Source organism: Dictyobacter aurantiacus (assembly GCF_003967515.1).
Lineage (GTDB): Bacteria > Chloroflexota > Ktedonobacteria > Ktedonobacterales > Ktedonobacteraceae > Dictyobacter > Dictyobacter aurantiacus.
Map to the genome: position 1 here is coordinate 1477835 of NZ_BIFQ01000001.1, position 13796 is coordinate 1491630.

A 13796-nucleotide genomic window follows, 5' to 3' on the forward strand; every position below is an offset into this window, starting at 1 on the left:
TATGAAGCCGGTATCGGGGTCGATTCGTGTCAAAGGTGTGTACGGTAAGCAGGCTATCAGCCAGTTAGTTTTCGACATTCAGGAGGACAAAAAGATGCCTGAGAAGAAACCGCTTAAGGGTGTAGGCCCCAAGGAAGAACGCGAGTACGAGCACATCAAAGAATCGGCAAAGAAGAGTGGTCGCTACGGCGATCGTGCCGAGGAGGTAGCGGCCCGCACCGTCATGAAACATCATAAAGAAGAGCACCACAAAAAAGGTGAATAGTAGATTGGACACAAAAAAGCAGGAGCATATACATGCTTCTGCTTTTTTGTGTCCAATCTACTTTACTGCTAAGTTAAAAAAGACTAGCTGCATCTTGCAGGTTCCGTGATATACTGTTGGAGAGATATCCAGTACAATATATTTATAGGACGCCCATAGCCAGAAGATGATCTCCTATTATAGGAAGCAGGAATACGCATGCTCAATTTGGCATCAGTCAAGGCAGTCAATAGCTCACGTTTTGCCCAGCGCTTCATCCGTCCGCGTTACGATTCCTATTGCTTCTCCAATCTTCCCGCGACGATTCAGTTTCTGCTGACAGGAGAAGGGCAGAGCGCACTGCCCCTTGATGTCTTTGGCGACCTACCTACCCGTTACGATACGGTGGTGCTCTTCTTTATCGATGCCTTTGGCTGGCGCTTCTTCGAAAAATACGTGGATAAATATGAGTTGCTGAAAACGTTTATGGCGGACGGTATGGTCTCAAAGATGACATCACAGTTTCCGTCGACGACGGCGGCTCACGTTACCTGCATCCATACCGGCCTCAACGTTGGTCAGAGCGGCGTCTATGAGTGGAACTATTATGAGCCCCTGGTCAACGATATCATCTCGCCACTGACGTTTTCGTTCGCGGGCGATAAGCTAGCGCGCGATACCATCAAGAGCTCTGGCATCGCGCCAACGGCCTTCTTCCCGCGCCAAACCTTCTACCAGACACTGAAAGAGAAGGGCATTGATTCACATATCCTGCAGTACCAGGCCTATACCCCATCAACCTATTCAGATATCGTTTTTCGCGGGGCCGAGGTTCATCCATACAACCTGATATCCGACGCTTTTAGCAACCTGAGCGACATGCTCAAACGCCCACACAAGAATCCCAGCTACTACTTCCTCTATTTCGATCGCATCGATACCACCTGTCACAATTACGGTCCTACATCCAAACAATTGGACGAGGCAATCGACCACTGCCTGAAGCAGATGAATGAGCTCTTCTTGCAGAGCACACGGCACAGCAGCGGCAAGACCCTGTTTATGATGACAGCAGACCATGGACAGGTAGAGGTCAGTCCGTACAACACCTATTACGTCAATCAACAGATGCCGATTATCAATCGCTACCTCAAGACCAATAGTCGCGGCCACGTGCTGGCGCCGGCCGGCTCGGCGCGCGATATGTTCTTACATATAAAAGAGGAATACCTGGAGGTTGCGGTGAACGAGCTGCGGCAGAGGCTGACGAACAAGGCCGATGTCTATCTGACGCGAGATCTGCTGGCCCAGAACTTCTTTGGCCTGCAGAAGCCTTCGCGCACCTTCATGGATCGCGTGGGCAACGTGGTTATTCTCCCCTACAAACGTGAGACCGCCTGGTGGTATGAGGAGAACAAGTTCAGCATGCACTTCCTGGGCCATCACGGTGGCCTGACGCCCGAGGAGATGGAGATTCCACTAATGCTGATGGCGCTTTAACTAAGACTCTCCACATCGATTGTTACCATCTTATGTACATTTCCTTGGGCCGAGGAGGAAGCGCCCGCAAGGGGCGCACCTACGATGTTTATCTGGGAGGGAAGCGCCCGTGGGGGGCGCTTCCCTTGCGTTTATTCGTAGCGCAGGACCTCCAGGGGGCGCACGCGTACGGCGCTCCAGGCGACGCAGACGGCGATGAACATCGAGAGGACCACGGAACCCAGGACGAGCGCCAGCACGATGGTAGTGTCGACGACGAAGGTGGCGTTAAAGGCAAATTTGCCGAGCATCCAGGTGATAAGGGAGGCCAGGACCATAGCGACCAGGGCACCCATGCCACCAACGAGACCATTTTCTAGCATGACCTCGCCCAGGATAGTGCGGCTGGTATAGCCGACCGATTTGAGGATGCCCAGTTCGCGCCTCCGCTCCAGCATGGCCAGAGCCACGGCATTGGCGATGATGATGATGCCCGCCAGCAATGTCAGCGAGGCGATCGTGGTCAGGGTCAGCAGAATATCGTTGAGCAGCTGGTTGATAAAATCGGTCAGGCTGGCCAGGTTGAGCAAGAAGGCCTTGGGGACCGTCTGCCCGATCAGGTCGACCGCGCTATTCAGCTTGTTGGGATCGATCTTCATGTAGAAGACGGTTTGATCAAATCCGGATGGGGTCAGGGCTTTGACCGTGTCGGTGGTGCCCAGGATCGGCTCGAAGTTGGCACCCAGCGTCTTCTGATCGTAGAAGCCTACCACGGTAACGGTCTTAGTGCTGACCTGGTCAACCCCGACCAGGGTAATCTTGTCGCCAACCTTAAGCTTTACGCCGTTTAAGCGGGAGAGTGACGAGCGAACCAGCACGTTATTGGTACCCGCGTCATTGAGGCTCAGGTTGCGTCCCGTCGTAATATCGATAAAGTTGAGCGAGGGCAGCTGATTGTTGCCGACGTTGTACCCCTCGACGCCATTGGTGAGCGAGAGCAGCTGGCGACGCGCCTGCGTTCCACTGGAACCAGTGACAAACGAGGCGAACGGCTTGCCATTGATGGTCGCCGGAACCGTCGAGGCCAGCGTATGCTCCTGATATGTGCTCAGTCCGTTCAAGCGCGGCAGAACTCCATTGAGCTTCTGGGTATCATCGTTTGAAGTAATGGCATAGACGTTATAGTTCAGCGTATGGGCGATCACCTCGTTGACCTGCGTGCGCAGATTCTGTCCCAGTGCCAGGATCAGGCCGATAGTGAAGATGCCCACGAACAGGGCGACCATGGTGGTGGTAGTGCGCGCCCGCTGGCGACCAAGGTTGCGCAGAGCCATCTTGGTCGAAGCCTTCAGGGTGCGCGGGACGAACATGATCAGGAAGCCGAGCAGCGCGAAGCCCATGAATATCAGGCCATAGGGTGGCGCGACGCGATAGAGTCCGTAGGCGATGGCACCCACAGCCAGCACCAGCAGGATCTGCCAGAAGCTGAAGCGCTCCGGCACCGGCAGGCGGCTAACCAGCACGATCATCAGGCTCAAGACCAGGCTGAGCAGACCCAGGAAGATGAAGATGCCATAGACCGAGATCGCTCCCAGGCGCACATCGCCGTTGAGGATCACGATTGAAAGGATGCAGAACAGAACTGAGAGCACGAGTAGCAGAATGACGGTCAGAGCCTTGCTACCCACGCCGCGCCCCTCGGGCATTTCACGAATCACGTTCAGGGGACGAATATTGGCGGCCTGTACGATCGGCAACAGGCCAAAGATGAGGGAGGTCGATACGCCGATCACCACGCCCCCGATGATTGTAAACCAGTCCAGCACAAAAGGCACATTCAGACCAAAGTTCTGCTCGACAAAGTTGCGCACCAGGTAGCTGATGCCGGTGGCCGCAGCGGCTCCCAGCAATCCGCCAACCAGACCCAGCAGGGCCGCCTCCAATCCAAATAACAGATAGAGGTCCAGACGGCGATAGCCAGTCGTTTTGAGCATGGCGATCTCGGTACGCCGACGAGAGAGCAAGACCTGCATGGTATTGACGATACCGACACCACCGATCAGCAGAGCCAGTAGTCCGGCGATCTCCAGAAACTTACGAATATTATCGATGATCGTCTGCTGCTGCTTCAGTACATCGGCCGCCGTCTGCGTGGTCGCGATCGGGAACTGCTGCTGAATCTTCTTGACGGCGGGGTCAATCTTGGACTGCTCGGCCGTCACATCGACGGTATCGTAGGTCACAGGAGATTTAGGGGCGGCAGCGGTATAATCGCTCTGCGAGACCAGGACCACGCTGCCCGACTGGGCCAGCACCCCGGTCTCGGAGGCGATTCCCACGATCTTCGCGTGGATCACGCGTCCGGCCTGTCCTCGGCTGCCGCCACCCACGGTGATGTCCAGCTTATCACCCAGCTTACCTTTAAATTGATCGATGAAGGGCTGCGTCACCACCACGCCGTTATTCTTTAACAGGCTATCCAGACTGCCATGGGCGGGACTGGTAAAGGTGGGCGGCGTGACGGTCGCGGCCGGATAGTGCGCAGGATCAACGACGCGAATGCTAAACGTCTGGCGCTTCGAAGCCTGAGCGCCCGCGGAACCCAGCGAGGTAATCACCGGCGTATAATCGGTGATCGAGCCATCCTTTTTCCAGCTGTCGAAATGCTTCAGATCGTTCTGGCTGAAAGGCTGCTGCGAGCGAATAGCGATATCGCCTCCATTGGCGTCGCGCACATTGCCGGTGAAGGCATTGTTGATCATGATGCCGACCAACTGCAGCGCCACGATCGCCATCACGCCCACGGCCACGCAGAAGATAGCCAGCAGTGTACGCTGTCCACCGCGAAAGAGGGAGCGCGAGGTATAGTTGAAGTACATCGAGGCTTTCATTATTGGGTGATTCTCCCGCCGGTGGTATCCAGATCCCCGATCAATCCATCCACGATGCGGATCGCGTGATCGGCGTGGCCAGCCACCGTTGGATCGTGGGTGGCGATGATAAAGGTCTTACCCGTCTTCGCGCGCAGATCAGCGATCAGCTTCAGGACGTTCTCGCCGTTGCGCGCATCCAGGTTGCCGGTCGGCTCATCGGCGATCACGATAGCGGGATCGGTCGAGAGGGCACGGGCGATGGCGACGCGCTGCTGCTCACCACCTGAAAGCTGGCTGGGACGATGGCCCAGGCGATGGGAGAGTCCTACCAGTTCCAGCAGTTCCCTGGCGCGAGCGGAGGGCGATCCTTTATGCTTGCCCACGTACAGCGGCACCTCGACATTCTCCTGCGCCGTCAGGGTAGGAATCAGATTAAAGGCCTGAAAGACCATCCCGATCTTCTGATTGCGTACCGCCGCCAGCTTCCCCTCGCTCATGCGGGCGATATCGATGCCATCCACCAGCACCTGTCCACTGCTCGGATTATCCAGACCAGCAATAATGCCCAGCAGGGTACTCTTACCCGAGCCAGAAGGACCAACGATTGAGACAAACTCACCGCTCAGAATCTGAAAACTAATGCCTTTAAGGATATCTATGCGTTCGCGCCCCAGAGGGAGACTTTTCTTAATGTCCCGCACATCCATCACAACTTTAGGTGGCTCGGAAACGGCTGCTTTGGTAGCATCCGTTGCATGCTGCGTCACTATTTCGTCCATGGAAGCATCCGCTCCTTTTATAACCATATTCAAATGTATATAATAAAGCAATATGAATAAAGACGATATATCTTTTCTATACAAGTGACACTAGAGCCCACAGATTCGGGTCAGGGAGCATGCACTTGTTTCGGGGGTAGTCAACTCTGAGTACCACTGCGTAGCATAGCACGTATCACGTGAGAAGAATAGATTTCTGCCCCTGGCATGCTGGCCAGAAAAATCTTCACCCTCACGCGACTGATGCCTTTCTTACAGAGATACGAAGCAGGGTAGTTTTAGGTTCTATATCGGTGTGATTGTGTGTCTTACTTTTGTCGCCCTGGGGGCACGTGATAGCCCCCGCACTCGCGTCCGCTACGCGGCCGCGCTGGTTTTTTAAGTTGGTACAGCGCGTGCGCTATCCGCGCACGCGCTGTACCAACTTAAATGTTATGGATGCGTACGCGATGTACCAATATAAAAACTATGGCTACCATGGGACGTTGAAGCTTTAGGAGCGGACAGCTTGCGTGGATGGTTGCCGGCAAGTACCTGCGCGATCTCTTTCCAACCCGGGCCAGCATAGAAACGTAATGATATAGTACTCCGGTACTCTTCTGCTATGGTGTCCAGAGCAAGAGAAATAATTTGCCCCTGCTCATCAGAAAGTGCGGCATCTTCGGGTCCTGGAGCCGGATCATACACTGTGAGTAGAATCTCATCCGTGGCATCCGCCCCGTGTTTGACCTGCGCAGACTTAAAATAATCGCGTATAATGTTTGTAGCTATAGTATAGAGCCATGGCTTAAAGGGGTGGCCGGTCTGATATCCACCGCGTTGCAACATGCGTAAAAATGTTTCTTGTACGGCGTCTTCAGCAAGTTGTCGGTCGCCGTGAACGAGGCGATAGAGATAGCCGAGCAGCGGCCCATAGTGCCGCTTGATCAGTATATTAAGGGCACCCTGATCGCCTGCCAGCGCATCCGACATCAGTTGCTCATCACGTAGCGCTTCCACAATACTCTTTCTTCTGTATAATACAAATAGAGTTCACATACATAGTGACTACGACACACGCGCCTTAAAGGTTCGCTAATGTCCACAAAACCTGTCCAAAAAGCCATCATATGCAGGTATAAATAAATGAACAGGATATGCAACAGTGGTCAACTATGCTATACTGCACAAAAATAGTGTGGCGCATACCGTGTTCCTACCCAGAAACGCTCTAATTGATGCGCCTGATGGGAAGAAAATGGGGGCGCTGCCAGGGCGCTCCTAGCCAAGATTTCGAACTAACCCAGTTGAGAGGATTTTATTTATGCGGCGAGGAACATTACTACTCCTCTTCTTAATTATTCTGTTAGCCGCGGGCGCATCATTTGTCGTCTTCTGGCCCCATGTCGACAGTGGTAAGCCCCTTTACGGCGTCAACAATCCGTTCACGACAGTACTCGGCCTGGACCTGCAGGGTGGTGTGCGTGTCCAGCTTGAGCCCAAGCCAGGCCAGGCTAACATCAACCACGACAATATGGAGGTCACACGCCAGTTGATCGAGACCCGTGTCAATAGTGGTCTTGGCGTTAAAGAGCCCAGCGTGCGCCTGCAAGAGGGCGCCGGCGCCTCCAGCATTGTAGTCGAGCTGCCTAATTTTAGTGGTAACCAGCAGGATGCGCTCAATACGCTGCTGAAAACTGGTAAGCTGGAGTTCTGGGACACCGGCACCAGCGGTGGACTGCAGCAGGGAGCACCATTTGATCCCAGCCAGTATACCCAGTACAATCCCGGCGGCAAGCCATTGTTCACCGGTAATGATCTGGACCCCAATAGCCTGAGCGTAGGTCAGGATCCGCAGACCAATGCCTTCCTGATCAACTTCCAGATGAAGAACAACGGTGCCTCGACACGCTTTGGTACCTTCACCGCCAACAACGTCGGCCACTATCTGACCGTGACACTGGACCGCCAGGTCGTAACGTCGCCTGTGATCAATAGCGCCATCACCGGTCCTGGTACCATCCAGGGTAAATTCACCCAGACCGAAGCGCAACAGACCGTCAATATCCTGAAGGTCGGCGCGCTGCCTGTGGCCCTGCAGCAGACCAGTTCAGAGCAGATCAGCGGTACCCTGGGTGCCGAGACTATTACCCACAGCATTCTGGCCGGCATCATCGGCCTGAGCATCGTCGCCCTGTTTATGCTGCTCTACTATCGTCTGCCCGGCTTCCTGGCCGACGTCGCCCTGGTACTCTACGCCGTTATCACCTTCGCCATCTTTAAGATGATCGGCGTCACCATGTCCCTGGCCGGTATCGCCGGTTTCATTCTGTCAATTGGTATGGCGGTAGACGCCAACGTGCTGATCTTTGAACGCGTGAAGGAAGAGCTACGCGCTGGCCGCCTGCTGGCCTCGGCCATCGAGATCGGCTGGAAGCGCGCCTGGCCTTCGATCCGCGACTCAAACATCTCGACAATGATCACCTGCGCGGTCCTGTACGCCTTTGGTAGCAACTTTGGCGCCACCATCATCGTTGGTTTCGCCACCACCCTGTTCCTGGGCGTTGTCATTAGTATGTTTACCGCCGTGGTCGTCACTCGCACGTTCTTGAACCTGCTTGTGCCAACTGGCGTCATCAATCACCCTGCACTGTTCGGATTACCTGCCGATGTACGGCCCAGCGTAAAAGTTGCGGCTCGGCGCAATAGCACGGTGTAGAGGAGGCTGCAGTGTTAAACCTAGTCAAATATCGCAAACTGTTTCTGCTAATCTCGCTGATCGTGATCATCCCGGGAACGATCTCGCTGCTCATCTTCGGTCTGAATGTGGGTATCGATTTCGCGGGTGGCACCAACATTACGCTACGGCCCCAACATACCATTGCGGATGCCGATACGGTCAGAAATCTACTCGCTCCCTTCAAGCTGGAGAGTGAGCAGATCGTCCTGGGTAAAGATACCAAAGGCGCGACCAACGCCGCCTGGATCCGCTTTGATGGCCAGGTCGACAAGTCTGTTACCGATAACGTCCAGAAAACACTGGACAAGAAATACAATCAGGCTCTGGGTTATGATACGGCAACAATGTCTGGTAGTAAGCCCTATACCCTGGTAACCGTAACCAAGTTTACCAGCACCCCCAAAGCCGATGATATCAAGGCGGCTCTGAGTAATCTATCGACGACCAGCAGTACGCCCACCGTTGGCAGCGCCACACCCACGGCAACCCCAACCGCGAGCGCCAAGAGTACCCCAACCGCGACCAACACGCAGAATGGGAGCGCCACAACCACTCCTGTGAAGATCGCGGATGTGCAGACCGGTGATAGCGCCCAGACCATCAATATCCTGACCAAGACCTCAATTTCCCCGGTTTCCAGCGTGACACCAGCCGCCATCCAGAGCGCCTTCCTGCAGCATGGTGGCCCCTACTTCATGGTCCAGAGCAACGCACAGGTCGGCCCTTCGGTCGCCGGGCGTACGGTCACGATGGCTATCCTGGCCGTGATAGCAGCTTCGCTCCTGATCCTGTTGTACGTCTGGTTCTCGTTCCGCAAGGTGCCGAAAGCGCTGCGCTATGGCGTCTGCGCCATCGTGGCCTTGCTGCACGACGCCCTGGTCGTACTGGGTATCTTCTCGATCCTGGGCAAGTTCTTCGGCATGCAGATCGACTCATTGTTCATCACCGCCCTGCTAACTGTAATTGGTTTCTCGGTCCACGACACCATCGTGGTGTTTGACCGCGTGCGTGAGAACATGCAGCGCCGCACCGTCGAGACCTTCGAGGAGGTCGTCAATGCCAGCCTGGTCCAGACCCTGGCCCGCTCATTGAACACCTCGTTGACCGTGCTCTTTACCCTGTTGACGCTGACGCTCTTCACCGGTATCGGCACCGACATCCATACCTTTACCCTGGCCCTGCTGATCGGTATCTTCAGCGGTACCTACTCCTCCATCTTCAATGCCAGCATGATGCTGGTCATCTGGGAGAAGGGCGAGCTGGGTATGAAGTACCTGCAAGGCAAGCGCGACGAGAAACCATACGCCCGCAAGCGCGACCGCGAGGTGCGTGAGCTGGCGGAGACCCGTAGCTAACCTCCTCTCACCTAGATAGGCCAGAGAGCCGTTTGACAGCATTGATCCTTACGATGGACAATGAAGTCAAACGGCTCTTTTTTTATGTAGAGAAGGATGGAGTATGTTAACAGCACTTGATCATATCATTATCGGCGTGCACGATCTGCCACAGGCGGACCAGACCTTTAACCAGCACCTGGGACTGGTCAGCAGCGCCGGCGGCAACCATCCCAGCGGCGGCACGGCCAATCGCATCATCGTGATTGGGGATACCTACCTGGAGTTGATCGCGGTACGGGCGCCTGAGGAGGCGCAGCAGAGTATGCTCGATCGGCTGAAGCAAGGGGATGGCTATCTGAACTGCGTGCTGGCTTCCGATGATATCAAGGCGGATAGCCAGGCCATGTTTCAGCGCGGCGTATCCGTTATTGGACCCAATCAGGGATCGCTGAAGAGCGCGGACGGCGTTTCGCGTGGCTGGCTGCGCACCGATGTTGAGCGACCAGATCTAACACAACACTATCCATTCATCATCCAGCACGACAGCAGCGGTGAGGAGCGGCGCAGACGCCTGGCAGGGGGCCAGACACCACCAGCTCATCCACTGGGCGTACAGCGCGTTGTCAGCGCCACCCTGGCGGTTGAGAATCTAACGGAGGCCAGTCAGCGCTTTCAACATATCTATGGCCTGCAGCCTTCGGAGGCGCGCAACCATGAGCCGTGGGGAGCCAGAGTTGTCACGTTCGCATTGGGGGCGGGAACACAGAGCCTGGAGCTCGCGGAACCATCATCAGCGTCCGGTGCGTCGTTGCCACAGGACGCCTTGCTCTCAACACATCTCCATCAATTGGGGGAAAGCCTTTATCGCATCACACTGGCGGTCGTAGACCTGCGCGTTGTCAGGCACTACCTGGATGCTCATAAGGTAAGCTATACCGTGCTGGAAGACGGGCAGCCGACATTATGGATACATCCAAACCAGGCCAATGGCGCACTGATCGTGTTAAGCGAAGAAAAAGTGTATTAACATACACCTATCAAATAAGCATAGCTGTCACTTCGTGGCTAATCGTGGGTAACGAAGTGCAGCTTGCGATCAAAGACCTTTTCAAACAGGTCAGCCTTCTCCTGGGCATGTTCTAATTCAAGGTCTAAATCGGCCAGCGGACGTACCCACAGGCGCAGGGTCCAACGCTTATCATCGCAGTGCGCTGGATCAGCAGCCACGTTGAGCACACGGCCATCATGATCGTAATCGAGGGCATCCGCGATACGCAGCAGGGCGGAAAGCGTAGAGACACGTTTGCGCGCATTGGGAGAGAGGGCCGCGTATTCCTCATGATCCGTGCTTGGCAGGGCCCTGCGATGATAGCGAGCAATACAGGCGATCTCATGGCGCTGCTTATCCGAAAAGTCGGGCAGGGGCGTCTCCTTGATCAAGCGATACGAATGCTTATGATGGCGACGTGCCTCCACCATCATTCCCGTATTATGCAGGAAAGCCGCCCGCTCTAATAAACGCAATCCACGTTGGCCGTACCCGTGCAAAGGACGGGTAGCCTCAAATAACTGGATGGAGAGACGCATTACCTGACGAGCGTGGGGCCAATCTTCGACCAGCAAGCCACCGCTCAACTGCAGCTCTTCCGCCGTCGGTTCATCTTTTCTGCCTCCATCTAACTCTTTAATCGAATCTTGCATCATCATGCGCTTGTACCTCCAAGGACACAGTATACATCCAGGCATCCATATGGTCGATGAGAAATATCGCCACCCAAGCCTCATATCCCTGTTTCTTTCATTACACGAAATAGATAATACAAATAGATAAACTTCAAAATTTCCCTCACCGAGGGAAAAGGGTTTGTAAAAATATAGGTTGTAGGCTGTCCTGGCTTAAGCGCCCGCATGGGGCGCAGCTACTGTGGAGCCGCCTGCGGCGGCACGGAGAGAGGAGAGGAGGAGGTGGGGGCACAGCCCCCACACCCCCAGTCAAGGGGTTGCCACCCCTTGCATCCCCGCTCATTCCACGAACAAGAAAAGAAACGCCCCGTAGGTGCCGGGCTTGCCCCGGCTTTGGAGCCGCCAGACAACCCCGTTCTCATTCCACAAACAAGAGAAGAAGCGCCCCGTAGGTGCCGGGCTTGCCCCGGCTTTGTCGCGCAGCGACCCCTTCCCCCACGTATATATTCCACCAACGCGGCAAACCTGCTCGGGGTTGCCGCTCGGCAGCCACATGGCCCAGCAGGATTTTATTCGTTGTCGGCAAGCATGTTGAGCACTTTGCGCTGGAAGTTCTGCTGCTTGAGCTGATACCAGTGCTGGTAAAACGCTGTGTACTGGCGCTCGCGTCGTTGCTGCAGGTTGCGCAGCAACAGTTCCAGGCCTTCACGCTGCTCGGCACCAAGGGGCCGGGAAGGTTGTAACAGATGCTTCACCAATGCTGGATTAACCGCCGGAGCCTTTTGTTGATCCTGGCTGCTAGCGGCCAGTAGTGCCTGCTCATAAGCCGCGCCACTATCCTGTGCACCCAGGCTCAGCCTTAACAAGGCAATTATAACATCGTCATCGTGTAATGAACCCAGTTCTTCCTGGATCTGTTCTACTTCCTTGATGATCGAGGCACATTCATCGGGGAATGTCTCCTCAAAAATTTCCAGGGTATAGCGTAGACGTTTGGCGGCAATGCGTAGATTGTGCAGGTTCTTGACCGCGTAAGGATCATCTACATATGTTTCCCAGCCAAACATCTCGGTCAGCCGCACCCTGGCTATGGCTCGCGCATTCTTGCCGGTTGAAGCATGCCGATCCAGATCGGTTACCACACTAGCCTTTGCCATTGGTCACCTCCTCTTCTGGCAGACATGCCATCACTCGACGTAGAAACGCCTTATCGTTCAACGGTTGTAAGTATTGTTCTATCTGGCGCTGATGCTCCTGGCGATAAGCGCTCAATTGTTCCATAAGCCACTCGGCCCCCTGTTGCTCCGCCAGCGAGGTGTTCTCGGACTGCTTACGCAGATTTTCAATCATCACATCTGTATCACGGGCCAGACCCAGGGTATCGGCGAGCTCTTTGACCTGGCGATAGACGGCTTTAAACTTTTTGGGGTCACAGATCGACTGATAAGCATCCATGACGGCACGCAGACGGCGCGAGGCCACGCGCATTTTATGGACCGCCTCTATATCATCGTGGCGCAGAACGTCGTCGCGCCAGTCCAGCATGGTTTGCGCACGCTCCTGAAACAGGCGCCGACCGGTGGAGATAAAGTCATCATGGTAGGTAATTGTGGAGTCCATGAACTCATTATCGGTAATCAGCTGTTGGGAGGACTGTTCGGATGCCTCGGCCTGCTGTTGCGCGCGCTGCAACCACTGCTCACCCTCGCGGCAGTAAGCCATGGCCAGCCCTTCTCGAATGCCAAAAGTGCTGATGTGGATCTCTTTCAAGTGGAAGACTTCGAAGATCGCCACCAGGATCAACGCTCCGGCGGTAATGATGCGAGCCCGCTGCACATCCAGATCGTAGCGACTGGCTACCTCTTCCGCTGGCAGGGCCCACAACAGACCCTCACAGCGCAGTAGATCTTCATACGTCAGCACATCCACGCTTTCATCCAGCTTAAACGCTCGCTGCGAGAGCAACAACAGGGTGTTCGCGCTCCCACCAGTCACAAAGAGGACGGATGGGAAAGACTTGATGTTTAACCCGGCCAGGTATGTACGCAGAAACGTTCTGGCCGTCGTTTGATCGGCCATCGTTGGTGGATCAGATTGTAGATATCGATCGTGCAGCCAGCCAGAGCCGATTGGTAGCGACGTATGCCAGGTGATGCGCGCGTCTTTCGCCAGGACCAGCTCGGTACTACCACCGCCCATATCCATCACCCCGAACTGATCAGGTGGCTGCGGCAGCTTATTCACGGCATAGGCCGCTCCATAGAAGGTAAGCGTCGCCTCGACATCACCGCCGATGCAATGGACCTCGATGCCGGTTTCCCGCTGGATAGCCTCCAGGAAATCCGCACGATTGCTAGCCTTGCGAATAGCTTCCGTGGCAATGGCCAGCGTTGTCTGTGACTCACATTCTTTAGCGATCCCTTGAAACTTTTTAAGGGTAGAAACCGCAAGTTCTTGTTTCTCTGGTGAGATCGCGCCCGTGGCGTTAACGCTTTCGCCAATGCGCACCACAGCCTCATCCGCGGCCAGAATCTCAAAGTCTGTAGCGGAACAACGAGCAACCACCATACGCAAGGTATTACTACCAATGTCGATAGCCGTGCACACGGATGCGGTTTGCTCAGGCATGTACTACTCCAAATTCTATTTCTTCGATGCGCAGTTCTAAAAAACATGAAGATC

General features: G+C 55.1%; 11 protein-coding genes. 5 read left to right on the top strand and 6 right to left on the bottom strand.

Features of this window, described 5'->3' with window-relative positions; translation table 11 throughout:
* Position 1 precedes the first annotated feature (1 nt).
* Together KTT_RS05995 and KTT_RS06000 are read left to right on the top strand one after the other, a co-directional pair.
* Positions 2 to 265 carry a hypothetical protein gene (locus tag KTT_RS05995; protein WP_126595114.1) on the top strand — a complete coding sequence of 88 codons (264 nt, stop codon included), beginning with the start codon at positions 2 to 4 and terminating at the stop codon, positions 263 to 265.
* 198 nt (positions 266 to 463) lie between these two features.
* Positions 464 to 1744 (top strand): alkaline phosphatase family protein, encoded by a 1281-nt coding sequence (locus tag KTT_RS06000; protein ID WP_126595115.1) that lies wholly within the window; start codon positions 464 to 466, stop codon positions 1742 to 1744.
* Positions 1745 to 1875: 131 nt separating this feature from the next.
* On the opposite strand, the gene KTT_RS06005 is transcribed toward KTT_RS06000, so the two are convergent.
* From KTT_RS06005 to KTT_RS06015, 3 genes are all read right to left on the bottom strand, one after another.
* Entirely contained in the window at positions 1876 to 4614 is a 2739-nt protein-coding gene (locus KTT_RS06005; protein ID WP_126595116.1) for an ABC transporter permease, read from the bottom strand.
* The gene (locus KTT_RS06010; RefSeq protein ID WP_371864895.1) at positions 4614 to 5303 is read right to left on the bottom strand and encodes an ABC transporter ATP-binding protein; all 690 of its coding nucleotides are present in this window, start codon (positions 5301 to 5303) and stop codon (positions 4614 to 4616) included. The genes KTT_RS06005 and KTT_RS06010 overlap by 1 nt, the downstream gene beginning before the upstream one ends.
* Positions 5304 to 5807: 504 nt before the next feature.
* Complete coding sequence (locus tag KTT_RS06015) at positions 5808 to 6374, bottom strand: RNA polymerase sigma factor (protein ID WP_126595118.1); 567 nt, start codon at positions 6372 to 6374, stop codon at positions 5808 to 5810.
* A gap of 304 nt (positions 6375 to 6678) precedes the next feature.
* Between KTT_RS06015 and secD the strand changes: the two genes are divergently transcribed.
* From secD to KTT_RS06030, 3 genes are all read left to right on the top strand, one after another.
* Positions 6679 to 8073: a protein translocase subunit SecD gene (secD, locus tag KTT_RS06020; protein WP_126595119.1), complete on the top strand. Its 1395-nt coding sequence runs from the start codon at positions 6679 to 6681 to the stop codon at positions 8071 to 8073.
* 11 nt (positions 8074 to 8084) lie between these two features.
* Positions 8085 to 9449: a protein translocase subunit SecF gene (gene secF / locus KTT_RS06025; protein ID WP_126595120.1), complete on the top strand. Its 1365-nt coding sequence runs from the start codon at positions 8085 to 8087 to the stop codon at positions 9447 to 9449.
* A 103-nt stretch (positions 9450 to 9552) separates the two neighbouring features.
* Positions 9553 to 10458, top strand: a complete 906-nt coding sequence (locus KTT_RS06030; protein WP_126595121.1) for a VOC family protein — start codon at positions 9553 to 9555, stop codon at positions 10456 to 10458.
* A gap of 38 nt (positions 10459 to 10496) precedes the next feature.
* Here the strand turns inward: KTT_RS06030 and KTT_RS06035 are convergent, their stop codons facing one another.
* From KTT_RS06035 to KTT_RS06045, 3 genes are all read right to left on the bottom strand, one after another.
* On the bottom strand, positions 10497 to 11138 hold the full coding sequence (locus KTT_RS06035; RefSeq protein ID WP_160145676.1) for an HD domain-containing protein: 642 nt from the start codon (positions 11136 to 11138) through the stop codon (positions 10497 to 10499).
* 545 nt (positions 11139 to 11683) lie between these two features.
* Complete coding sequence (locus KTT_RS37380) at positions 11684 to 12271, bottom strand: CHAD domain-containing protein (RefSeq protein WP_126595123.1); 588 nt, start codon at positions 12269 to 12271, stop codon at positions 11684 to 11686.
* Positions 12258 to 13742, bottom strand: a complete 1485-nt coding sequence (locus KTT_RS06045; protein ID WP_126595124.1) for a Ppx/GppA phosphatase family protein — start codon at positions 13740 to 13742, stop codon at positions 12258 to 12260. Before KTT_RS06045 ends, KTT_RS37380 begins: the two co-directional genes overlap by 14 nt.
* Positions 13743 to 13796: the final 54 nt, after the last annotated feature.